The following is a 24,475-nucleotide window of genomic DNA, read 5'->3' on the forward strand; positions in this document are numbered from 1 at the left end:
CCCTCCATCACCTTTTATTTAGTAGTCATCCATGTATTTCTGAGCTTAATCTTGTGCCTAGACGACTCAAGATTTCATTGGTAATTGTTTTTTGTTCAACGGCTGTTTTTTCAATGTCAGGGAGGACTGTTACTTCATCATTTACCGCAATCGCTTCTATTTCAGTTAAATCAACAAGCAGCATATCCATACAAATATTCCCTAGCTGTCTTAACTGCTGGCCCTTAAACTCTAACATAAATCCTTGATTTGATAATGCTCGAGGAATGCCATCTGCATATCCGATGCTGACAACTCCAATTGTCGCAGCCTTTTCTAATCGAGTCTCTAAGCCATAACCAATGTATTCACCTGCTGAGACTGAGCGTTTTAGAACCAAGGCTGCTTTTATTTGTACGACCTGTTTCAAATCTAAGGAAATTTTCGTTGGAGAACTGCTATCGCTTAAAAAGCCGTAAAGGATGATTCCTGCTCTAACAAAATCAAAGTGGTACTCTGGATAATTTAGTAGACCGTAGCTACTTTGAATGTGTGTATAGCCATAGGAAATACCGGCTTCTTTTAAATCATTTAACACTTTGGTAAATAGCTCCAGCTGCTTCTTGGTTCGTAAAACGGCTCCCTCCTCCAATGAATCAGAGGAGCCTAAATGTGAATAGATTCCTTCTATCTGCAGATAATTCAGTCGGTAAAAGGATTGGATAGTTTTTGCCTCAGGAGCTAAGCCTAAACGGTGCATTCCCGTATCAACCTGCAAATGACAGCGAATCGGAATTCTTTTTAGATTCAATTTTCTTCCATGCTCTTCACTTACAATAGATTGGATTAAATTGTACTTCTTTATTTCCTTGATACGAGCCGGATCAGTATAACCTAATAATAAGATATCTGCTTGAACAGCTGCTTTTCTTAATACAATGGCCTCATCGATAGTGGCTACACAAAGAAAATTGACGCCATTTTTTTCCAGCTCTTTGGCGATGGTTACCATGTCGCAGCCGTAAGCGTTGGCCTTTACGACACCCATAATCTTAGTTTGCTTAGGCAGTATTTTTCTAATTTCAGCCAGATTATGACCAAGAGCTTGCCTAGATATTTTTCTGACAGCACGAGGAGTAGCAGTTGGCTTTTTCCTAGCACTCAACCTGTCCATTAAATACACCAGAATCTGAGCTACCACCAAACTGCCAGCTAGTACTAAGATATAGTTAAGTACACTGTTTTTCAAGAACAGAAGATGGTTACTTAGAAAATGAACAACGACTATCAATATCGGATGTAGAATATACACCAATAAAGACAAGTTAGCGGCACTTTTTATTTCGATCTTCGGCTGCCACTTCAGCAGCACCACATACAAGCAAAGCATACACAACGGCAAGAAAAGATACATACTATCGTGCCTAACTTTCGTCAACTGATGAAGAATGGTACTCTCGCCAAGCATCCCTATTAAAAATAGTACTAGCAGCAGATTTATATGTTTTAGGTGTTGGAAAAATTCCTGCTGGCGATAGATCAGCATTCCTAAACACAGGAAAATAGGCACTAAAAAGAGACCTGAGCGAGTGTACTCCATCCAAATAAACAAAAACCCATAAAATTTATCGACTAAAGGGCTGGAACCAACGATTCCGTACCAGCTGTCCCCTCCCAAACCAATTAAGTACAAACAAATAGATAGTACAAAGGTTTTATTGAACTTCAGAGCTTTAATCAGTAAAGCGGTCAGACCGACTCCCATCATAAGTCCTGGGAAATACCACAGATGATAAAAGGTTCCATCAAACAGAAGCAGCTTAAAAAAAGTAAATAAATTGGTTTTTAGCGAGAGAGTCCCATTTATAAACGAAAGCGGCAAATACAATACGATTGCTCCTAAATAGATCAACCCAATTTTGCCAACATACTTTTTGGTTTTTTCCATATTCGTATACGATGGATCTACGGATAGTTTTCCCATGACAAAATAACCAGTTGTCATTAGAAAAAACGGCACAGCTACTCGGAAAACGGTAAGCGTGATAAGCTCATCTAAACGCGGAGCGATTGATTGAAAAGGAAAAGTATGGATTGCCACCACCATAGAAGCCGCTATTATGCGAAATACATCAATCCCTCTATTTCTATGCTTCATTGGCTGTTGCTCCAAATGAATGCAGAAATTCGATGTATTCTTCTAAAACCCAATTTTGTTGAAGCATAATAGAACTGTGGGGAGTGCCGACATATCTAAAATGCCAAGGTTCGTAACTAATATTGGTAATACTTTCTTTCCCTTTTTGGTACCTTAAAATGAACCCAAAATCTGACATATTCGCTAGAAACTTATCAACCACTGGGCTGTTTGTAAAGCTTGGGCAAATGAAGTCATTCATTTGCGCTGCCAGACCTACATCTACAGCAAGTCCCAACTCGTGTTCACTGCATCCAGGCTTTGCCACGTATTTATTAGCAAACACCATTCCCTTTTCTTTAATCGTGTCTTCCCAAAGTGATTGCTGGGTCTGCTTTGACCGGTACCCGTCAATCACCTTAACCTGCCCTTCTAATCCGGTTTCTTTAAGCAGCTTTTCTAATTGACTGGCCACAAGAGGATCTAACAAGATCCCCTCCTTGGCAAAAGGTGCTTGAACAAGCTGTTTAGGGCGTTCGTAGTCCTGAATCTTATGGTCTTTATTTACAAGCTTTAAATAGTTTTTTTTCATGGTTTTCCACCGCCAAAGTAAGTAGTTTTTTTATCATTTCTTTGTAGTCCAGCCCTATTTCCTTCATCATCATGGGGAATCTTGAATGAGCAGTAAAGCCCGGCATTGTATTAATTTCATTTAATAAAATTGCCCCATCCTCAGCTAAAAAGAAATCAATTCTTGCTAAGCCAGTACATCCCAGTGACAAATACAGTTTTTGGGCATCGTCCTGAATCTTTTTCTTAGTAGTTAGCGGTATCTTTGCGGGCAGTATAATTTCTGCTGTTACTAAATTGTATTTTTCTTCGTAGTCAAAAAAACCATCGACTAAACTGATTTGATCGCATTCGCCAATAATTAATTCCTCATTGCCAAGAATCCCGCAGCCGATTTCTATGCCTTTGACTTCCTTTTGAATAAGCAGCTGGCTGTCGTACTTAGCCGCTTCACGTAATGCTTGTGAGAGCTCGCTTCTTTCATTTACCTTGCTGATTCCCTTAGAAGAACCGGCTTCATTTGGTTTGATGTATAACGGAAAGCCATGTACTTCAATAAAGCTTTCAAGCTTAGCTCGGTCCTTTTCATTTTGGACAATTATACTGGGTGTACTTTTTATCCCTAATGTTTCAGCAAATTGATGCAGCATTCGTTTATTCATGGAAATAGCCGAAGCTGCTACTCCACATCCAACATACGGGATATCCATCATTTCAAGCAGTCCCTGCATCGCTCCATTTTCACCATATCCGCCATGCAAAACCGGGAATAGCGTATCGACTTTAAGTAGTTTTCCACTATCCGTTAAAACAAACCCTTTTTGATCAAAATCAACCGCTACCTCTTTACACGTCTCAGCTGACAACCAAGTATCGTTTCTTATCTCGTCTACTGTTCCTTCAACCAAGTACCAGCTTCCAGCTTCAGTAATCCCAATTTTTACTACCTCATACTCAGTAAATGCCAGCGTTTCAATAATTGCCGCCGCTGATTTTAATGAGACTTCATACTCAGCAGAAACACCGCCAAAAAGAATGGCCACTTTTTTCATTTTCCTACCTCCATTGCGTTTATCTACTAACAATCATAGAAAAAATGGGCGACTGAGTTATTAATAAATCCTTTTTTAAATCTTACGAATTTATGATAATTTCTTTCCAGTACTCTTCGTTACAAAAAGTATCTATATGCACCACCTTCAGAAGCGGCTAAACTTGATTTTCCAGTAACTCTTCCCTGCCAAGCGTTTTCCTTTGCGGATTTTTGGGAATATGCGTATAACTAAATAAAATAAATCTATGAGCAAGGGAGAACCAGACGATGTATTCTTTAGTCCCAGAAAATATGCACGAAGTCCAAGAAAAGCTAAACTATTTAATCGAAAAGGGTAACGAAACTTCTGAGGAAAAAGTCATTCGGGAGTCTGTACTGGAAAATAGCCAACAAATCTTAGATGGCGATCTGGAGGGACCTTATTGGAAAGTGGCCTGGCAAACAGAAGATAAACGGTTAGTGATTTTCGACATCATGAATAAGGAAGTTGGCACGATTCCTAGTCTTTCTGCTTCTTTTATCGAAGACTTCCGTCACAATGCACCTCACCTGATCCGTTATCTAGCAGAAGAAATTCAGAAGATCGTTAACAACAACTAAACCTTCAAAGCATAACGAGAATTTAGCATAGTCAGCAAATCTTCGAGAACAATTATTGGCTTTTTATCCTTAAAGGTAGTAGAATCACTTTAGCTTATTAAAAGTAAGTAATTTTACTTAGCATAAAGGAGGGCTTTTACTATGAAAAAAATCGGCTTTTTGAGCTTTGGTCATTGGATGGACTTTGAAGGGTCTATCGTGCGATCAGCGAAGGATGCCTATCTGCAATCAATTGATTTAGCAGTTGAGGCCGAAAAGATCGGAATTGATGGTGCCTACTATCGCGTGCATCATTTTGCGGATCAAATTGGTTCTCCTTTCCCATTGCTTTCAGCTATTGGTGCGAAAACTGATAAGATTGAAATCGGTACTGGATTAATTGATATGCGGTACGAAAATCCTTATATGATGGCAGAAAATGCTGGCCTTACTGATATTATTACGCAAGGTCGGGTGGAGCTGGGCGTTGGTCGTGGTTCACCAGAGCAAGTGCTGGATGGCTGGAAATATTTTGGCTATGACTATAGTGAAGAAGAAATCAAAGATATTACCCGGGAACGGACGTTGGAGTTTTTGAAATTGCTGGAGGGCGAACGTTTCGCTGAACCAAATCCACAGCCAATGTTTCCACAGGAACCTGGTAAGCTGCGTTTGGAACCTTATTCTGAAGGACTGCGTCAACGAATTTGGTGGGGAGCTGGTTCGACACAGACTGCCGTTTGGGCTGCTCAGCATGGGATGAATCTACAATCCTCCACCTTGGTGAACTATGAAACCAATGAGCCCTTCCATATACAGCAGGCTAAACAATTGCGGGCTTTTAAGGAAGCATGGAAAGAAGCCGGACATGACTTCGAACCGCGAACATTGGTTACACGTTCCATTCAACCAATCACCAACGATCTTGATCGTCGACTGTTTGGACATCAGGACGAAGGAAGCTATGATCAAGTTGGCTTCTTGGCGTATCACCAAAACCCAACCATCTTCGGTAAAACCTTCGCTGGCGAACCAGACAAGATTGCAAAGGATTTGGCAGAGGATGAAGCAATCAAGGAAGCCGATACTGTACTTGTTACCATTCCTAATACGTTAGGCGTGGAATACAATATGCATTTGCTTGAATCAATTGTTAAAGATATTGCCCCTGAGTTGGCCTGGAGATAGATAAATTAAGCTAGTCTGCATGTTAGGCTGGCTTTTTTTGTCGTCCTTCTCTCTCTGAATAGATGAAGTCAAAGCAAAAGTATTCAGTCTTTCCAATAATTAGCTCAAACAAAAAAGCACCCGAGCCTATTGTTCAAGACAACAAACTCCGATACTTTGTTTACTTCTAATCCTTAACCATTAATTCCTGCGCCAGCCTTTGACCCGTTGGGGTCATTGCTAATCCGCCTTCTGCTGTTTCTTTGAAGATGCTAGGCATTTGGCGCCCCACCCGGTACATTGCCTCGACGACTTCATCAGGTGGAATGACACTTTCAATACCGGCTAATGCCATGTCTGCTGAAATGAAAGCCTGTGAAGAGCCTAAAGCATTGCGCTTCACACAGGGAACTTCTACTAAACCGGCGACTGGATCACAAATTAAGCCCATCATATTTTTTAAAGTAATCGCGACTGCTTGAGCAGCTTGATGCGGGGTGCCTCCATTGGCTTGAACCAAGGCAGCCGCAGCCATTGCACTGGCTGAACCTACCTCTGCCTGACAACCGCCTTCTGCACCAGAAATCGAAGCATTGTTGGCAATGACTAAACCGAAGGCACCAGCAGTAAACAGGAATTCGAGTTGTTGGCTGTGACTCAGGTTTAAGCGCTTGCGGCAGGCCATTAAAACGCCTGGAACAACACCGGCACTGCCAGCTGTTGGTGTGGCACAGATTAGGCCCATCTTTGCATTCACTTCGTTGACAGCAATCGCATTTCTCACCGCCGTCAAGATTGTTTCACCACTTAGAAAGTTTCCTGAATCTAGGTAGCTGTTTAGTTTCGTCGCATCGCCACCGGTTAGTCCGGTCACCGACTTAACTCCAGCTACTCCTTCATCAATGGACTGTTCCATCACTACTAGGTTTTTCTCCATCAAACGAATAATTTCTTCCCGTGTACGACCGCTTAATTGGATTTCGGTAGCAATCATCAGCTCGCTGATATTCTCGTAGTCCTGACTTTGTTCCACCAGCTCTTCAATACTGTAAAACACCGAAATCCTCCTTTATTCGAAATAAGAAACACTAAATACTGAATCGATCGCTTTGATTTTGTTTTGGACTGCTTCGTTGCGTTCATCTGTCTCGATGACGGTGATCGCTTTTTCCCCGACTGCTTCGCGAGAAACGGACATCGTACCGATGTTCACTTCAGCATCAAAGAAGAGCTGACTAATGTGAGCAATCATTCCGGGTACATCCTGATGCACAATAACAAAAGTCGGCATGCCCAAGGATAATGACAATTTGAAGCCATTCACTTCAGAAATTTGGATATTGCCGCCGCCAATCGAAATGCCAGTAACGGTTAAGACATGATTACCACGGGTTAACTTTAGCTGCACCATGTTAGGGTGTTCAGCTTTTTCTTGCTTGGGTACAAATAGAATTTCCATGCCTGCTTCATAAGCAATTTTCAGAGAATCACTGAGGCGTGGATCTTCTGGCTCCATGCCTAACAAGCCGCCCACTAATGCAATATCGGTGCCGTGTCCACGATAGGTTTTAGCGAAGGATTCGTACAAATAAATATCCACTGTATCGGGCCGTTCACCAAAAATTTTACGTACAACCTTCCCAATACGAGCAGCCCCAGCAGTATGCGAACTGCTGGGACCAATCATGATGGGGCCGATGATATCGAAAATACTCGAATACTTTAATTGTTCCATTGAAAAGCCCCTTTTTTAATTATCTTGGTAAAACCTCAGCTGGAATGGCCGATTTGTAAACTTCACCAGCTAATGTTTTTTGATGTTCTTCTTTGGCCTGCTGAACCAATTCCGGTTTGGTCAGCAAATCATAGGCGGTGGCAGCAATTGTTTTGCCTGCAGCTAGTAGGCCTTCATGAGCAATAGCTGATTTGCCATTGGCTACCCATTGCCAGCTGTGAGCAGGGGTTCCTTGCGGTTCACAGCCGATAAAGATTTGAGCAGTTGGACAAACCCAGCTGACATCCCCCACGTCCGTTGATCCGGCAGTAGCACCAGAGAAAACCAGCGGCTGAATTTGTTCAGCGATTGGTAATGAACCTAAGCGTTGGATTTCTGCTTCGTCTGCTTCAGGTGCAAATTGTTTTGCTCGAGTGACTAAGGCCTGTTTTGCAGCATCGGTTAAGCTGTCGTAATAGCGCTGCGCATAATCCAGCTCTGCTTGGCCTATGTTCATTTTTCCTTCAGTTAAAAGATTTTCGTACATTGCTGTGGTCACTGCATGGTTTGGTAAATAGTTGTAGCAGGCAGAATCAAAATCAATCGTTACTTCGGTTTCAGTCATCATTGCAGCACCTTGGGCAATTTTGTTTACCCGTTGATAAATTTCCTCCACCTGTTCAATTTTTGGTGCTCGAATAAAGTAATACAAGCTTGCTGTTGGCTGTACGACATTCGCTGATTCACCACCGGCATCGGTAAAGGCATAATGTACACGACCCTCATCAATGATATGCTCTCGTAAGAATTGGACACCCACATTCATCAGCTCAGCTGCATCTAAGGCACTGCGGCCTTGTTCAGGTGCGGCAGCTGCGTGGGCTGAGATTCCTTTAAAGTGGTAATACACTTGATAAACCGCTAGGCTGCTAATGGACCAGGCCCCGCTAATATCCCATGGATGCCAAGACAGAGCTACATCTAATCCATCGAATAAACCAGCTCTAGCCATATATGCCTTCCCATAGCCGCTTTCTTCAGCTGGGCAACCAAACAATTTGATGGTGCCCTCCAGCTGATTGGCAGCAAGATAATCTTTGATCCCGACAGCGCCTGCTAAAGCGCCCGTTCCTAATAAATTGTGCCCGCAGCCATGTCCGTTGCCACCAGGAACTTCGGCTTTTTGCTCTCCTAGATCAGCAACCTGACTTAAGTTGCCTAATGCATCATATTCAGCCAAAATACCAATAACCGGTTTGCCCGAGCCATAGGTTGCGACAAAGGAATGATCCATATCGGCTAAGCCTTTTTCAACTTCAAAGCCTTCCTCAGCTAAAATTTCATAAAAGGGCTGAACTGATTTTTCGGTAGCAAAACGCGTTTCTGGCGTGCTCCAAATACGATCCGCGGCTGCAATAAATTTGTCACGCTTTGCTTCAATCATTTGCGAAATTTGTTCTTTGGGATTTGTCATTATTCTTGACTCCTATCTTTTAATGTTAATACGGTTAATCCACACAATATACTTGCCAATGCCATAAATCCGAATGGAATCGTGAATGAACCGCCGCCTAGGTTAATTAATTGACCTAAAATCATTGGTGCTAAAAAGCCGCCCAGTGTACCACCGGTATTGATGATCCCGATAGCTGATCCGATAATTGAACCGTCCATAATTTTATGCGGCAATGTAAAGATAGCGGTAAAGGCGGATACTGAAATCATACTTAGCAGAATCAAGGCCACCATCGCTACAATTAAATTACTGGATAAAACAAACACGACAACAAAAATTGCTGAAATAACTGTTGCTCCTAGAATGAAGATTTTTTCTTTGCCTAAGAATAATTTTGACAGCAGGACTCCGGCGAACATGGTGGCGATTGTTTGGAATATTGCATTAACCGCCAGTAAATAGCCAACTTGAGTAATTTCTAAACTAAACTTTTGTGCCAAAACAGTTGGCAGCCAAGAGATGTTGCCGTAAAGCAGGAAATTCAATAGAAGCATTGCAACAAACAAGGTCAGCACATTCCGGTTGGCAATAACTTCTTTAAAGGAAATTTTGGCTGCTTGCTCTTTCTTGGATAATTGCAGATCCTTTGGTACAAAAATACCAACTAAGATAAACGCTGCCGCAAACAAACTGCCTAGAACGATATAGCCTAAGCGCCAGCTTTGGCTAATCAGATTTGCGCCTAGAGTAAAGGCTAATATTCCGCCAATCCCTGAAGTTGATAAAATCATGGATTGAATAAACGTCCGGCGTTCCTGGGGAAAATTATTAGCAACGGCTTTCGAAACACTTGGTGGATAGCCGCCATGACCAACACCCGCAAAAAAACGAATCATCATAAACAGCATCAAGCCGCTGACCATGCCAAAAGCAAAAGAAAAGAAAGAAATAATTGCTAACGACAGCATCAGCACTTTTTTGGCACCAATCTTGTCAGCAAGCCAGCCGCCAGGAATTTGCATCAAGGAGTAACCTAAGAAGAAAAACGACATAATCAATCCCGTTTGACCAGAATCTAAGTTGAACTGCTGTGAAATGGGAATAATTGCTGTGGAAACCATCGACTTATCCATATAAACCATGGAATAGCCTGCCATTAATGCGAAGACAATGCCGACACCGCTTTTTTTAGAAACGGCAGATACTTCAGTTGTTTCTTGAACCTTTCTGTCCATCTACTACACCTCTTTATTTTTTTAGGGCCCCGTTTGGTATACCTCAAGTATAAAGAAAGCGGATTCACAAAGAGTTGCAGATTTTATCTCATAAATAAGATTTATTTGCTGGATTTTGACCAAAATATTTTTAAAGACAAAAAATGCCGTTACACTTTTACTTGTGCAACGGCTTTATTTGAATAAGACGGCAGGCATTAAAGCTGAGAAGCTCTTTGAATGTCAGATGCTCAGCAACCTCGATACGTGAAATTTCTAATTGCGGCAGGATTGCTTGCCTTAAATAATCAGTTGCTTCCTGATCCACTAATTCCAGCCCACTGGTTTTTAGAACCTCATTATAAATCCCGCCATGATCCTTATCTAACGTATAGGTATTGATTTGATAAGTGCCTGACTCCAGATGCAGCAGCTCTAATTTGATCTGCTGCGATTGATACATCATATAGGTCTCATCGATACTCATCGCCGGATTAAAATAAGCCGGATTTAACAGCAGCAGATAGTGTGTCTGCCCTTGTTGTGTCAGATAAATAGCTTCCTCTTGATACACAACCGAGCCCTTGATTCGATCAAACATCTGAAGGGCGAAAAAAGCTGGCCGTTTCAACTGGTGCCCCACGTATAAGGTTAAGCGGTTTTGCCCAGTAAGACTTTGTTCTGGACTATTTAACTGAATACTATTGTTCAGCCAAAATCCAATACCATCAATTTCTGCCGCTAAATAAATCAGATCCTTCAGCATAATGGCTGCTCGGAAGAAGGTCCCTCGTAAAGTGGTTCCTTTACCAATCAAAGTATTCCATTCGCTAAGGAAAACTTTTTCGCTGCACTGGTATTTTTCCAGCAAAGGCTTCAACGTTGCCAAATTATATTCTTGGTAATCCTTCAATAAGTTCTGAGGAAGCTCATCCCATAAATAGTCATTGCTAGGATCACTGCGGTAATCAACAAAAGCAATCGTTAAATGCTGTTCATTCAAATCAGCTAAAAAAGCTTCTAACTGATCAACAACTGGCGAACGATACAAAGCGCCTACGTTTAAGCCAATCGTCGGCTGCTCAAACACTCGCTGCATTTGCTGGTAAAATACTAGGAAATTTTCCTTTAAGTTGACGGGCAGCGGATCAAGGTCAAACTCCAAATGCCACGTATTCGAAATGACCCCAAACTCATCCACCAAGCGCTGAAGAACCTTTAACCGAGGCTCCAGCCACTTTGAGAAATCAATCTGGTTATCTTCAGGTATCTTAAAATGAATAATCGGCGTCAAGTGATTGTCCATCGCAAAGCTGATCAACCGGCACATTTGCGCATGGTTGTGTAAGATATCAAAGGTGTCGATGATGAGCTGAGTTTCAATCAATACATCGCTAAAACGCAGATACTCAAAATTTATTCCCTGACAGGTCTCCAAAAGCGCCTGCTGCGTATCTCCCCGCAGCCAATTGCTGCAATGACCGATATTTAAAATCTTCGGCAGCGTACTTCGTGGCTTTAGTGGTTTATTTAAAGCAATCTGTCGTTCTAACTTCTTCGGCTCTAGAAACTCCTCTGGGGCCTTTTGCACCATAAAATTGGATAATACCAGCATGGCTGCTTCAATCTCCAAAAGCTCATAGTCATCGGCAGTTTGCTTCATTTTGTTACTGACTTCGAGCGTCTGGGAAGCTTGCTGATGGCGATACTCATTTGGCGTAGTTCCATAATAATTTTTGAAGGCTAAATGGAAGGCCTTGCTATTGGTAAAGCCATTTTCCAAAGCAATCTTTAAAACCGACTGCTCTGAAATTCGCAAAGCATTTGCCGCCTTCTTTAAACGATAAGTCGTTAGATATTCCTTGAACGAGACACCCACTTCTTCTTTGAACTTGCGCGATAGATAATGATAGGACAAGAAGGTTTCCTCAGCGATGTGCTGCAAGGTCAACGGCTTCATATAATTTAGATGAATTGTGGTTAAGACCTGTTGAATCTTTTCGTCATAAGCTGCTGGAATCTGAAAATCGGCCTTCTGGAAATGGCTTTTAAGAAAGCTCAGCATACTGAAAAATTTTTCGTAAACGGCAAACTGATTTTGCTCCTTTAAATCATAAAAGGTTGCCAGACAGGCCAGCAGTTTTTCCCTAAGCTGGCTAAATTCTTTTTCCTGGTAAGCGAATGGATTCTTGGCCATTGAATTACAATCAAAAACTGGGGTCCATTGCATATTTAGCTGATTTTCGATTTCTTCTCGGTAAATTTCGATTAAGAAAAGAGCCGAGTCTGAACTGGTGGCCTTAATCTGTGCCGTTTGAAAAGCATTTAAAACCAGTACATCTTCTGCGGACATTTCATACGTGACTTCCTCCGTAAGAATTTGCCAGCCGCCTCGAATACCAAATAGAATGCGCAAATTGCTGTCGCTGCTTGACGTCCATTGCCGTCCAATGATGCCATTAATAGCAAAGGGGAATCTTCCAGTAGTGGCCATCACGTTCACTCCTCCCAAATCAGGTCGTTTATTAGCTTAAACTTTATCGTATATTTCGTTTAAGTCAATCCCTTGAATAAACTAGCGGGCGTATCAGCGACAAAGAAAGCTTTTTGATAAGGTGATGAATTTGCTATAATCATCTAGGATAGATCAATTACCTAACGGATTCATAGAGAAGGAATTAGTGAAATGACGAAGACTAAGAACGAAACAATTTCTAAGCAGACCTATATTCGACTCATCAACAAAACCGAGGATTACATTGAACAACACTTGAAAGAACCCTTGTCATTAAAAGATTTAGCAAACAATGCTCACCTGTCTGAATTTCATTTTCACCGGATTTTCAAGCGGTATTCTACGGAAACTGTCAATGAATTTGTGACTCGTTTCAAAATAGAGCGGGCGGCGATTTTTTTGTGTGTCAGCCCTGATACTTCTATAACTACGGTTGCGATGGACTATGGCTACAACGACTCCAGTTCCTTCAGTCGAACATTTAAACGACATTTTGGTGCAAGTCCCCTTAAATACCGAAAACAGCAAGAATCGTCAAGAAGTGCTCGCTGGTTCATGGAATAATTGTCTTTGTAAAGCAGAATGAAAACAAGGAGGACAATTATATGCTTGAACCAATTACTATCACTACCGAAGAATTAATCAATCAAAGAATTATCTATGTCCGTTTTAGAGGAAGCTATATTGAATTTAGAAAACAAAGTAGAAAGCTGTTCAAGGAATTATTCGAATTCGCTACTGCCCACAACCTGATCATCCCTGACGAGACAAAGGTATTGACCATTTATGATGACAATCCTTTTATTACAGATGGGAAAAACCTGCGTACGAGTGTGGCGATGACTCTCTCGGATGATGCTAAAGTAATCGAGAGCGGAACTATTTGCGAATCCAGCATCTCTGGCAAGTTTGGTGTAGGACACTTCGAGCTGTCCGCTGCTCAATATGGTGAGGCATGGCAGTATATGTATCAAGAATGGCTGTTTAACGACCAAGCTAAACCCCGAGATGCGGTCCCTTTTGAAATGTATTTAACCGAGCCAGCTAAAAATATGCGAGATAAAAGCCTGACCGATATTTATATTCCGATTTTATAAAGAGTTGGATAGACAACCTGTTCATTAATTTTGATGAATGGGCCACTCCATATATTGAAAAATTTAAGCTAGTCTGGCCTTCAGACTGGCTTTTTTGATGTGTATCTTTGGGTTGGACTAATAAGACTAAGGCAAAATGATTACAGTATAGAGCTAGCTGCGTTATACTTTTAGATGGAACGAATTTTATTAGGAGGTTTTCGTAATGGAAGAGTTGAAACTTAACAATGGTCAAATGATTCCGCAATTAGGTTTAGGTGTCTTTAAGGTTCAAGATGCTGACGATTTGAAGTCGGCTGTGGCAGAAGCGCTAAAAGATGGCTATCGTCACTTCGATACTGCAACGATTTACCACAACGAAGAATGGCTTGGTGAAGCCTTGGCTGAGAGTGATGTAAAACGCGAAGACTTATTCATCACATCAAAGGTTTGGAACAGCAATACCACCTACGATGAAACAATCACCGCTTTCCATGAGTCCTTGAAAAAATTGCAAACAGACTATTTGGATCTTTATTTGATCCACTGGCCTAGTGAAGGCTACAACGAAAAATGGCGCGCAATGGAACAATTGTACAATGACGGTTTGATCAAATCCATTGGTGTTTCAAACTTTGAAAAACCTCACATGGAAAAATTGATGACCACTGCTAAAATCAAACCAGCGGTCGATCAAGTGGAAACCCATCCGTATTTCCAACAAAAAGAATTGAACCAGTACTTGAAGAGCATGGATATCGCCCACGAAGCTTGGGGCCCACTGGGACAAGGCAAAGGCAATGTAATGGAAGATCCTGTTTTAATAAAAATCGCTGAAGCGCATAACAAATCAGTGGCACAGGTCATTTTACGTTGGCACCTGCAACGAGATATCATTGTTATTCCAAAATCGGTTCACGCTGAACGCATCGCACAAAATATCGATGTCTTTGACTTCAAGTTAACCGACGAAGAAATGTCCATGATTGCTTCCATCGACAAAAACCAACGAGGGTCTGGTGATCCTAACGACGAAGAATTTTTGAAGAGTTCTTTGAGCAGAAAATAAGTGAACATTTTGAGGGGCAGTGTTTTCATAAGAAATCAATGTTCCCCCTACAACTAACAACAAGCGACCTACTCTTTTCGAGTAAGCCGCTTGTTTTACGTTCTATGTCTTACTTAGCCTTTACATTGCATTTAGATCAGTCACTTTGAAGGTTGCATCGTAGGCAAATTCAGTTGGTTCCGCTTTGTTCAGCAATGTTTCATCTAGCGTAAGCTTGTACACTTCTTGCGATTCATAAGGATTGAAATAGTAAGTCAGCTCAGTCACATCCAGCACCGCCCGGTATTGAGTGTAATCCACAGAGGCATCGTCCTTAATATTAACCCCTTTAGGAATTGTCACGTTATCCAAAATTTTGAAGACCGCATTTATCCCATCTTCAACTGTTTCGCCTGTATTTGTCAGCGTCCGTAAAAAGGTCGCTCGAGCAAATCGTTCTGGCGAAGTATAACCGCCTGGCAGGCCAAAGGTTCCTGAACCTTGCCCAAAAGGTTGAATGACATACTCATTAATTTTCTTTGCCGAAAAATTCGTTGGTTGAATACTCAAATAATTGTTCAAGTTTTTCAAGTGCCAGCCAAAATCAGGGCTGTTGGTCATCACACCAACTGGATTGTCTTTAATAACCATTTCTCCGCTGTCAGATTCCAGTACAACTGTCTCACCTGTTTTATCCGTAACAATGAAATGCAACGGCGGCACAAAGCCCATCATAGGAATAGCCTCTTCAACTAAACAAATCTCTGTAATTCTTTCTCTTAGTTCAGAGATACTTCCCATCTGACCCAATAACCACATAATAAATTCGTGGGGAGCCACATTCACTTTACCCTCCTGCGGCTCAGTATGATACTTAGCTTCATTTAGGAAGTACAACTCAGCTACAGCTAACCCTTTTTCGTTAACTCCTTCAGCTAAAAAATATTCTCCCAAATTTCGTCCGGTTCCAATGAAGCCATACTTTGTTCTCAGTGCACCTTGCTGCTGCCATTCATAATTGCGGGGAATGACCACAGGCCGGCCATCCAGCTGAAATCCAAAATCCATGGTTCTAGCTAAAAAATGATGTCCTGCTTGGCAGGTTAATGTGATACTCGTACACATGTTACCACTCCTTCGTCTGACAAAATCGCCGATACAAACCGGTAATTTTCTTTGACTATAGCGTACTCTTTTGCCAAGAAAAAGAAAACTAAAAAGGAATATTGAGGAAAAGGCTAATTACCTTATTTATAAGAAGACAAGAGAAATTCATAATTATCAGCAATCAGCAAGAAACGACCTACTCTTTTCGAGTAAGCCGCTTGTTTTACTTTATTCTCACAAAACCACCTGAAAGTTCTGATTCGTTTCTGCCTTAATCACTGGATGCTGCTTTAAGTAATCTGCAATCAATTCGGTCATATCCACTTGAATTTCTCGCACGATCTTCTTAGCACCAAACATCGCATAATTGCCGCCGCCGATTGCTCGGTACTGATTAGTGACTACTTCCAGCTCTTGTTCAGGCGTGATTGGCTGGCCCTGAAATGTCAGGTGAGTAATTCGCTGACCAGCCGGTTGTTTCAAGTCAATCGTATAGTTAATGCCTTCATACATATCATAGTTGTAGTATTGTGGCTTGGGCTTGATAAAAGCTGGATTGAAGACGATTTTGCCATTTTCAACAGCTAAGTAATTGGCAGTTTGTTCTAATGCTGCTCGCAGATCTGCTCCGCTGACCTTGATTACGGCCAAAGTATTGGGGTATATATAGTTCGTAATGACATCTCGCATGGTAATTGTCTGGCCGAAGCCTTTTCCGTCATTGTTGAACAGAGCAGTTCCAGAAATTTGTGCACCGCTGGCTGACAGTTGGACTCGATTGATGAATTCGATATAAGGATGCTCCACTAAACGTGCTTCCATCGGATCACTAATCCCCATGTCACCTTCGACCTGACCTAAAGTACGATCCAGCCACTCTTCCAATTCTGCCTCCGCTGATTCTACAGCAGCAAGAATTTGCGGATCAGCGGTCACTGCTTCAAGGGAATGCAAAGCGGCCTGACTGTCAATAACCATTACTTTTCCGTCGCGCTTTTCAACCATTAGCTGAATTTCACCGATTTGGCTGCCACGGTATCCCGGTTGGACTACCGGCACACCGTTAACCGTTGCAGCGAGGGTTCGATGCTGATGCCCCGTGAAAAGTACATCAATTCCCGATACTTCCTGCAACAGCTGATATCCTTCGTTTTCTCCAGTCAGGGCTTCCGTTGGTTCCCCAGTCGTTAAATCTCTTTCAAAGCCGCCATGATAACTGACCACCACCAGATCTGCTTGCTGCTTTAACATTGGCACATACTTTTTTGCTGTTTCAACAATGCTTTCGAAAGTAATTCCTTCGAGGGTGGCAGGTTTTTCCCAATGTGGAATGTATTGGGTAACCAAACCTAAAACAGCAATTTTGATCCCTTCTTTTTCAATAATGGTATAGGCTTTGCCAAAGTAGGGGTCTCCTGCTTCATTCAAAATATTGGCTGCCACTACGGGTGCCTGGTAGCTGGCAATCGCCTCCTGCAAATAGTCCTGACCATAGTTGAACTCATGATTGCCGATTGTTTGAACATCGTAGTCCATTAAGTTAATCACTTTGGTTAAGGTATTTACCGAGTGGTTTCCTTGGGCAATGTAATAACTCAAGGGTGATCCTTGGATAAAATCGCCATTTTCGATCGTCACAACCGGCCCCGCTGCTTTTGCCCGCAGTTCCTTTAACTTGGCTGCAACTTTGGCTGCGCCAAGGGCTAGGTCGTGTTCGCCAGCATAATTGGTGGGATAGACATAGCCGTGCATGTCGCTGGTTTCAAGAAAGGTTATCTTCAATTGTATCGCTCCTTCATTGGTAATGCCAAAGAGACCGAGGCACAAGGGCTCTTCGGTCTCTTGTTCACTTTTTACTGGCGCATGTCGAGAGTCTTCAGCACATGGCCGGAAATAAAATTTTCTGAGGTTTGGCGGGTGATTCTCCCCTGCTCTAGCCAATAAAGATTGTAGCCATGGCGTTCCTCAAAGCGGACTAAACCTTCCCCTACATCTTCTCCTACAAAAGACATACTGGCAACGGTAAAATAAGGAATGCCATTAATCTCATCCACAAAGAAGTGATGGGTGTGCCCATTTAAAATGCAGCGAATATCATAAGGAGCAAGCAAGGCTAAAAATCGCTCGGTTCCCGGCCATTTAGGCATGTTGCTTTGCTGCGACAATAAATGATGATGGGTTACTAGCACAATTGGCTGATCTTTGTGTTCTTCCAAGGTCTGCTCTAGCCATTGAAATTGCTGCTCATCAACGATTCCATCAGCGTAGCCATAGCTGGAATTATCAAAGGAAACCACGGTAAATTCTGGATAGGCCACCACTTGATTGTAAGGTTTTGCAGAAGCCGTTTCTCCAAACCAGCCAACCCAAAAGTTCTCCTTAATATCGTGATTGCCTAACGTGACAATCATCTTGGTTTCGCCTAGTGCCTCCTGCAGCCATTTCTTCAAATAGCGGTAGTCCTCTACCTCGCCATCTTCAGTCAAATCACCGCTGATAATTACCAAATCAAGCTCCTGCTGTTGCTGCAAATGCTTCAGACATTCTCCTAACGGAATCAGTGGACTTTGCATCTTAGACAGCATCCCTTTGTAACCATCCTCGCTTGCTTCATATTCTCGACGAAAATGTATATCTGATATATGCAATATATTCATGTTCTATCTCAATTTCTTTCTTATGATTCCGGTTATTTGGTCCAAAATAAACACGGTAACAACAACACCAATTAAAATAATGCTGACCTTACTCCACGACCGCGTTTGAATCGCAAAAATCAACGGCGCACCGATTCCGCCAGCTCCTACTAAGCCTAGGGTCGCCGCACTTCTCACCGCAATTTCAAAATGATTCAATGCCAGCGAACTGTAGATGGGCATCAAATATGGCACGCGGACAAAGAAAATCGTTTGCCAAAAATTTGCTCCTACCGCTTCCATCTCTTCGGTTAATCGTTCATCCATTGCTTCCATTTCTTCAGTAAACAGCTTGCCCAGCATCCCAATCTGATGGACACCAATCGCCATCACCCCAGCAAAAGGCCCCGGGCCAACGACTTTAACAAAGATAATCGCAAAGACTAATTCAGGAAAGGCCCGCAGCACATTACAAACAAATTTGCCAATTTTGGTTACCAAAGGATGGGCCTTCCACAAATTAACCGCACTTAGCAAGGTTAAAGGAATTGCCAAAACCGTCGCAATCATGGTTCCTAAGCAAGCAATGCCAATCGTCAGCAGCAGCAAGCTCACTAAATCTTCTCCACTGCCATCATAAAGAAAGCCCCAATCGGGTTGAGCCAATCCTTTCAGCACATCCATCCCCATTGAAAGAGAAAAGGTGCTTAACCCTGAATAATCCAAGCTAACGGCCGACCAAATCACCAGCAGCGCTAAAACCGCGAAAGAGATTAAAGTCCGTTTACTCATTTCACGAATCATCATAGCAGCGACCTCCTTACCCGTTCACTTAGTTTGTCTACCAAGGCCACCGTGACCAAAATCGTTAAAATAATAATCGACACTCGTTCATAATTCAATAAGGCCAGTGAGGAATTCAAAATTACACCAATCCCACCGGCACCCACATAACCCAGCACCGTGGAGGCCCGTACATTCACTTCAAAAGCATAAAAGGCGTAGCTGGCAAATTGACTCAACACCTGAGGCCCAATCGACCAGACAGCAATTTGCATTTTAGTCGCTCCTACTGCCGCCGCAGCTTCGATCGGTCCATAATCAATCGTTTCAATTGCCTGAAACATCAGCTGGGATACCATGCCAAAGGTAAAGACGGCAATCGTCAGTACCCCCGTGGCTTCCCCAATCCCAAATATCGCCACAAAAAGAGCAGCCAGCAACAGGTTGGGGATCGTTCGAACCAAGCCCAGCAAAAAGCGAAAAATAGTGGATAACCAGCGATTTTCCGTCACGACAGTTGTTGCTAGAAAGCTGATAGGAATCGCCAAACCAACTCCAATCACCGTTCCGACTAGCGACATCTGCAGCGTCTTAATCATTGGATTAATCAGCTTCGGCAGATAACTAAAATCAGGATGAATAAAACGCGACAAAAAGTTCGTCATTTGTCCCGAGTTGGTAAACACCATAGCAAAATCAGCCGAAGTCAGACGCACGCTTGCTGAAAAGCACAGGACTAAAAACAGTAAAATCAGCAGGTGCTTGTACCACTTAAAGTGGACGGTCTCTTGCAATTTCATCACGCTCGCCTGCCTTTTCTTCAAAAATGGCTTTGCCGTAAATTTGAGTTAGCTGTTCATCCGTCAAAGCCTCCGGTGAGCCATCAAAAACTACCTGTCCGGCTTTTAAGGCAATCACCCGGGTAGAAAACTCACGAGCCAAGGGCACCGAATGAAGATTGACAATTACGGTTTTCGCCATCGTTTGATTTATTTTTTTCAAATCCTCCATTACTTTTTGAGTGGTGATAGGATCTAAAGAGGCTACTGGCTCATCCGCCAAAATAATCGGTGCCTGCTGAACCAGCGCTCGGGCGATGGAGACTCTTTGCTGCTGGCCACCGCTTAGTTCATCACTTCGAGTTTGCAGCTTATCTGATAATCCGACTGTTTCCAATGCTTCCTTTGTTCGCTGATAGTCCTCTTGTGTAAACAACCCTAGGATACTTTTCCAGGTGGAATAATACCCCAAGCGTCCTGACAAAACATTCTTCTGAACCGTACTGCGTTTCACCAGATTAAAGCTCTGGGAAATCAAACCAATTTGACGGCGAATCATCCGCAGCTCACGCTTATTAGCCTTGGTGATTGACGTACCGTTAATTTGAATGTTGCCATCCGTAATCGGCACCAGCCGATTTATTGCTCGCAGCAGCGTACTCTTACCTGCGCCGCTTAGCCCAATGATTGAGACAAACTCTCCATCTTCAATCGTTAAATTGATCTCCTTTAGGCCCACCACCCCATTGGGATAAACCTTTGAAACATTCTCAAAAATAATCATGCGCGTTCTCCATTTTTTGAGGTTGTAAAAGAAGCCTTCAGCTCCTAGAAATAACTCGAAAATTGCTGCTTAAATCTTTGCAATTATCCGTCTTATTCCCGAAGGAGCTGCTTCAGTCACACCGTTTATTCATTTTTCAAGGGATGCGACATTCCTGTCACATCCCTGCTGTTTTATTCTGCTGCTTTTTTAGTATATTCACGAATCGTATCGTAGGCTGAATCGGCAGCTTCCTCGTAGCCTTGGTGACTCCATAAGGACATCGCTTCTTTTCCTTCTTCGTCATCCTTCATACCTAAGAACACTTTTTTAATTTCAGCTTTCAAATCTTTATCCATGTCTGGTTGAACAGCAATTGCATCGTTCGGGATATCGCCTTCTGTCAAATACAATACTTTCAAGTCCTTCATCAAATCATTGTCAGAAAAGCTTGAACCAAAAATATTACGGGCACCTTCAAAGACAAACGCGGCGTCCATTTGACCATTCAAGACTGCAGTAATTTCACTTGGAATATCGTTAACAGTAGTCATTTTGGCATCTGTCGTTGGATCAACACCAGCATCCTTTAATTCCGCAACTGGATAAATATAGCCGCTGGCAGAATTAGGACTCAATGTTGCAATATTTTTTCCTTTTAAATCAGTCAGCTTGGTCATATCGCTGTCTGCTTTCACTAGAACTTCACCTTTAAAGGTATTCGTCAGCTCACCTTTTAACGGCAAACCAGTTTCTTGGTCATAATCGCCTAGCTGCGAAGTTAAAATTGCTTCCGCTGCGTCCATGTCTTTGGCTTGTACATACGCCGCTGGCGGCATAATTCCTACATCCACCTGACCAGAAGACATTGCTTCCACAATGGTAGAATAATCGGTGGCCAAGGTAACCTCAACATCACGATCTAATTTTTTCGATAAATAGTCAGCAAAAGGTTTTGCTTTGGCTTCCATGCTGCCATCGTTATTGGTTGGAACAAATTGGACAACTAATTTTTCCTTGCTGGTATCCTCTGAACTACTGCTGGTATCTCCCGAACCGCCACAACCTGATAATGCTGCGAGTAACATCACACCCATGAAGCCTTTTGCTAACTGTTTGAACTGCATTTTTTCTCCCCCTGTTGGAAATAATTTCTATTACGTCTAAATCATAGCAAGTTCGACCAAATAATGAAGTGACACACGTCCTATTTTACACAATTTTTACATACAATTTACAAACAAACAGAATAATCGTTCGTGTTGAGCCTGTATCTATTCTAAGCTATAATGAAGAAAAAGAATGCTTTAGGAGTGGTTTCTTATGAAGAAAATTCGCGACACTCAGCAGCTGGCTGCCTACGTGGAGCAGCACGATCTGCAAAATTATATGGACGCTGATATTTTAACCATGGCTTCTTTGCAGTCCTTTCAAAAAGAAGAACATTTGATCCAAACCGGAACCACTTCTGATTACCTATATTTTCTGGTGGAGGGCAGTGTCATGGTTTATTCTTATCCTTCTGATACCCAGAATATTTGTATTGATTTTGCCACACCCGCTACACCGCTGGGAGAAGCCTCCTCTTTATGGGGACTTTTGCCCAAGAGCAGCGTCAAAGCGGTGACCGATTGTCTCTGTGTTTCGATTCCTTTAAATCAATACCGCAGCACGTTGCAGCAGGATGTTCGTTTTTTGCAGAACATTTGTCAGCTGCTTAGCTATCGCTTAAATTCCGGTGTCAACCTGGCAAACTCCTTAACCGAACCAGTAGAAACTCGGCTGGCGAAGTTCATCCTGACCCATCAGGAACAGGGGAAATTTTCATTTCGCCTGACTACCTGCGCCTCCATCCTAAATGTCAGCTATCGCCACCTTTTACGAACAATCACTAATTTCCGTGATGCTCAGATTTTGGAGAAGCAGAAGAGCTATTACCTGATTCGCGATCTTAAAGCCTTAGAGGAATTAGCGGAGAATTTGAGCCATTCCCTGGGATAATCCCTCTCACAACTACAAACTCAATTACAACGAACAATTCTTATAAAAAAACACTCACCAAACCAATGAAACGCCAACATTCATTGGTTTTTTCAATTTATCCTCCTAATTCAGCTAGTTTTCATCAAAAATAGTTTCTTTTAAATAATTATTATTCATTTTTTTACTAAGGGATAGAACTTTTTTGACAATGAATCTTACGTTTCAATTCGTTATAATTACAAAGATGGGTATTGTTTTCTCTATTACAACTGTTTAGATTAACTGTTTTTCCCTATTGCGATTAAAATAACAATTGTTTCTTTGCAAAACTCAGGGTTTTTTAATTATTACTAGATAATAAAATGATACAATCAAGCTTCATACTATTTTGAAAGGAGCAGACTATTCACCGTGTTATCGTTAGATCGGAACATAACCGTTAAACTAGAGCTGTTGTCTATACTCAACAAACAGGATGTCCCTATTTCCTCTAATCAGTTAAGTCAGTTGCTGGAACCAATCAGTTCAGCAACTATTTTGAATTACTGCCGGGAGCTTCAGGACACTATAGATGAATTGTATACAGAAGACCAGCTTCGTTTACTGATTACTGAAACAGGTATTTGTCTTAAAAATGGTGGGACTTCCTTGATTGCATTAACTAATTTTCTTTTGACTAGCGATTTGTCCTATCAAATTATTATTGAAGTGTACAATAATAAAGAGGTAAATAGTCTTAAGTTCTGTCAAGAATACGGTACTAGCCTTTCCACCCTTCGAAGAAAGATCCGAGCCCTTAACCAAGAAATTGCTCCTTATGGTTTTTATATTTCTTCTTCTGATCGAACCTTTATCAAAGGCGATGAGATCAAGCTAAGAAATTTTTTTGCAGTTTTTCTTTGGAGTATTCACCGTAAATTTAGCAGTATCCCACTAGATATGGAACTGAATCATTACATAGCACTTTCAGAAATCGTGGTGGGGAAAAATAAACGTTTGCCCCAAACCCAGACCGAACTGCTCAGCTTTTTCATTTACGCTACGGACATACGAGCGAAAAATAAAGAGAGGATTCCTTTTACTCAAGAACGCTATGAGCTTTCCCGACATTATCCCATTAAAAAAATGTCCTCTTTGGATTACTGGGAGGATTTCGATTATTTCTTTACCTATTTCAGCTTTTTCAGTTATGTCTTTATTGACATCAATGACTTAGCTTTTTTAGAACAATTGCCTCTTTCAGCAGCTGAAGAGCACTTTATGACCGTTTGGGTAGCCCTTTTTGAAAGATATTTTTTACAACTAACCGATAAGAATAGTCGTCTGCTTAAACAAATTTTAAAAAGGAACATCCTCGCAGAAAAATTCCTGCATATCGAAGATAACCTGATTCCTTTTTTTGTTTATGATGATTTAAACGGTTTTAAAGAGCAATATAAATCATTTAAAAGTACCTTTGATCTATTTTTTTCAGAATTAATTGATCGCTACCCGCAAGGAAACACCGATTTTTATTACGAATTCTGTTTCTACAACTGTTTATTCTTTGTCCCATTAGAAAAGATGCTGACTGAAATCAAGATTTTTTGTTTTACTGATTACTCTTATATTCTCGACAACATTTTTAAAAAGGCACTGCTAACCAATTTTAACGATAAATACCGCCTGATTTTTGTTGATGACTTGAACGAAGCGGACATAATCATTGAAAATTTAGGTTTTAGTGAGGATCACCTTCCGCTTGAGCCTTCAAAGGAATATCTGATAATCGAAGCTCCCTTCTCAAGTCAAAGCATCGCTGTATTAGGTGAAAAGCTGGCTGCTGTTGAAGAAAAAAAGATGCTGTGTAACCAGAGGGTTCAATGTACGTAGCTTGGCATTCAGTCCCTAAGCTTTAGCTGTCTATGATAAACAC

Annotated in this window: 22 protein-coding genes; 7 read left to right on the forward strand and 15 right to left on the reverse strand. The window is 41.8% G+C overall.

Annotated elements, in window-relative coordinates; all coding sequences use genetic code 11:
* Positions 1-25: 25 nt before the first annotated feature.
* From vanT to vanC, 3 genes are read right to left on the reverse strand one after another with little or no spacing between them, the layout of a single operon-like run.
* Entirely contained in the window at positions 26-2,137 is a 2,112-nt protein-coding gene (gene vanT / locus I588_RS18420; protein ID WP_010758366.1) for a membrane-bound serine racemase VanT, read from the reverse strand.
* Positions 2,127-2,708, reverse strand: a complete 582-nt coding sequence (gene vanXY / locus I588_RS18425) for a D,D-carboxypeptidase/D,D-dipeptidase VanXY (RefSeq protein WP_010758367.1) — start codon at positions 2,706-2,708, stop codon at positions 2,127-2,129. The genes vanT and vanXY overlap by 11 nt, the downstream gene beginning before the upstream one ends.
* Positions 2,677-3,738 carry a D-alanine--D-serine ligase gene (gene vanC / locus I588_RS18430; protein WP_010758368.1) on the reverse strand — a complete coding sequence of 354 codons (1,062 nt, stop codon included), beginning with the start codon at positions 3,736-3,738 and terminating at the stop codon, positions 2,677-2,679. The genes vanXY and vanC overlap by 32 nt, the downstream gene beginning before the upstream one ends.
* A 269-nt stretch (positions 3,739-4,007) precedes the next feature.
* Here vanC and I588_RS18435 point away from each other — a divergent pair, with 269 nt between their 5' ends.
* Complete coding sequence (locus I588_RS18435) at positions 4,008-4,340, forward strand: hypothetical protein (protein WP_010758369.1); 333 nt, start codon at positions 4,008-4,010, stop codon at positions 4,338-4,340.
* A 141-nt stretch (positions 4,341-4,481) separates the two neighbouring features.
* Positions 4,482-5,507: an LLM class flavin-dependent oxidoreductase gene (locus I588_RS18440; protein ID WP_010758370.1), complete on the forward strand. Its 1,026-nt coding sequence runs from the start codon at positions 4,482-4,484 to the stop codon at positions 5,505-5,507.
* A 166-nt stretch (positions 5,508-5,673) separates the two neighbouring features.
* Here I588_RS18440 and sdaAA read toward each other — a convergent pair whose 3' ends face one another.
* The 5 genes from sdaAA to I588_RS18465 all read right to left on the reverse strand — a co-directional run bounded on the left by sdaAA (position 5,674) and on the right by I588_RS18465 (position 12,364).
* Positions 5,674-6,543: an L-serine ammonia-lyase, iron-sulfur-dependent, subunit alpha gene (gene sdaAA, locus I588_RS18445; protein WP_010758371.1), complete on the reverse strand. Its 870-nt coding sequence runs from the start codon at positions 6,541-6,543 to the stop codon at positions 5,674-5,676.
* A gap of 12 nt (positions 6,544-6,555) precedes the next feature.
* Positions 6,556-7,221 (reverse strand): L-serine ammonia-lyase, iron-sulfur-dependent subunit beta, encoded by a 666-nt coding sequence (gene sdaAB / locus I588_RS18450; protein ID WP_010758372.1) that lies wholly within the window; start codon positions 7,219-7,221, stop codon positions 6,556-6,558.
* Between the two features lie 19 nt (positions 7,222-7,240).
* A complete protein-coding gene (locus tag I588_RS18455) occupies positions 7,241-8,674 on the reverse strand; it encodes an amidohydrolase (RefSeq protein ID WP_010758373.1) in 1,434 nt (477 codons plus the stop codon).
* Complete coding sequence (locus tag I588_RS18460; RefSeq protein WP_010758374.1) at positions 8,674-9,891, reverse strand: MFS transporter; 1,218 nt, start codon at positions 9,889-9,891, stop codon at positions 8,674-8,676. The genes I588_RS18455 and I588_RS18460 overlap by 1 nt, the downstream gene beginning before the upstream one ends.
* Positions 9,892-10,048: 157 nt before the next feature.
* Positions 10,049-12,364, reverse strand: coding sequence for a helix-turn-helix domain-containing protein (locus tag I588_RS18465; RefSeq protein ID WP_010758375.1), 2,316 nt, complete (start codon positions 12,362-12,364; stop codon positions 10,049-10,051).
* Positions 12,365-12,556: 192 nt separating this feature from the next.
* Between I588_RS18465 and I588_RS18470 the strand changes: the two genes are divergently transcribed.
* The 3 genes from I588_RS18470 to I588_RS18480 all read left to right on the forward strand — a co-directional run bounded on the left by I588_RS18470 (position 12,557) and on the right by I588_RS18480 (position 14,530).
* Positions 12,557-12,949: a helix-turn-helix domain-containing protein gene (locus tag I588_RS18470; RefSeq protein ID WP_010758376.1), complete on the forward strand. Its 393-nt coding sequence runs from the start codon at positions 12,557-12,559 to the stop codon at positions 12,947-12,949.
* Between the two features lie 41 nt (positions 12,950-12,990).
* Complete coding sequence (locus I588_RS18475; protein ID WP_010758377.1) at positions 12,991-13,482, forward strand: AraC family transcriptional regulator; 492 nt, start codon at positions 12,991-12,993, stop codon at positions 13,480-13,482.
* Between the two features lie 205 nt (positions 13,483-13,687).
* On the forward strand, positions 13,688-14,530 hold the full coding sequence (locus tag I588_RS18480; RefSeq protein WP_010758378.1) for an aldo/keto reductase: 843 nt from the start codon (positions 13,688-13,690) through the stop codon (positions 14,528-14,530).
* Between the two features lie 120 nt (positions 14,531-14,650).
* On the opposite strand, the gene I588_RS18485 is transcribed toward I588_RS18480, so the two are convergent.
* The 7 genes from I588_RS18485 to I588_RS18515 all read right to left on the reverse strand — a co-directional run bounded on the left by I588_RS18485 (position 14,651) and on the right by I588_RS18515 (position 21,704).
* The gene (locus tag I588_RS18485) at positions 14,651-15,634 is read right to left on the reverse strand and encodes a choloylglycine hydrolase family protein (RefSeq protein WP_010758379.1); all 984 of its coding nucleotides are present in this window, start codon (positions 15,632-15,634) and stop codon (positions 14,651-14,653) included.
* 216 nt (positions 15,635-15,850) lie between these two features.
* Positions 15,851-17,398, reverse strand: coding sequence for a bifunctional metallophosphatase/5'-nucleotidase (locus tag I588_RS18490; protein ID WP_010758380.1), 1,548 nt, complete (start codon positions 17,396-17,398; stop codon positions 15,851-15,853).
* A 71-nt stretch (positions 17,399-17,469) separates the two neighbouring features.
* Complete coding sequence (locus tag I588_RS18495) at positions 17,470-18,273, reverse strand: metallophosphoesterase family protein (protein ID WP_010758381.1); 804 nt, start codon at positions 18,271-18,273, stop codon at positions 17,470-17,472.
* 3 nt (positions 18,274-18,276) lie between these two features.
* The gene (gene phnE, locus I588_RS18500; protein ID WP_010758382.1) at positions 18,277-19,059 is read right to left on the reverse strand and encodes a phosphonate ABC transporter, permease protein PhnE; all 783 of its coding nucleotides are present in this window, start codon (positions 19,057-19,059) and stop codon (positions 18,277-18,279) included.
* Positions 19,056-19,835: a phosphonate ABC transporter, permease protein PhnE gene (gene phnE, locus I588_RS18505; RefSeq protein WP_010758383.1), complete on the reverse strand. Its 780-nt coding sequence runs from the start codon at positions 19,833-19,835 to the stop codon at positions 19,056-19,058. The genes phnE (I588_RS18500) and phnE (I588_RS18505) overlap by 4 nt, the downstream gene beginning before the upstream one ends.
* On the reverse strand, positions 19,807-20,598 hold the full coding sequence (phnC, locus tag I588_RS18510; RefSeq protein ID WP_010758384.1) for a phosphonate ABC transporter ATP-binding protein: 792 nt from the start codon (positions 20,596-20,598) through the stop codon (positions 19,807-19,809). Before phnC ends, phnE (I588_RS18505) begins: the two co-directional genes overlap by 29 nt.
* A gap of 173 nt (positions 20,599-20,771) precedes the next feature.
* Positions 20,772-21,704, reverse strand: a complete 933-nt coding sequence (locus tag I588_RS18515; RefSeq protein ID WP_010758385.1) for a phosphate/phosphite/phosphonate ABC transporter substrate-binding protein — start codon at positions 21,702-21,704, stop codon at positions 20,772-20,774.
* Positions 21,705-21,900: 196 nt separating this feature from the next.
* On the opposite strand from I588_RS18515, the gene I588_RS18520 reads away from it, so the two are divergent.
* Together I588_RS18520 and I588_RS18525 are read left to right on the forward strand one after the other, a co-directional pair.
* Complete coding sequence (locus tag I588_RS18520) at positions 21,901-22,578, forward strand: cyclic nucleotide-binding domain-containing protein (RefSeq protein WP_010758386.1); 678 nt, start codon at positions 21,901-21,903, stop codon at positions 22,576-22,578.
* Between the two features lie 393 nt (positions 22,579-22,971).
* Entirely contained in the window at positions 22,972-24,432 is a 1,461-nt protein-coding gene (locus tag I588_RS18525; protein ID WP_010758387.1) for a helix-turn-helix domain-containing protein, read from the forward strand.
* Positions 24,433-24,475: the final 43 nt, after the last annotated feature.

The sequence above is a fragment of the Enterococcus pallens ATCC BAA-351 genome, from assembly GCF_000407485.1.
Classification (GTDB): Bacteria; Bacillota; Bacilli; order Lactobacillales; family Enterococcaceae; genus Enterococcus_A; species Enterococcus_A pallens.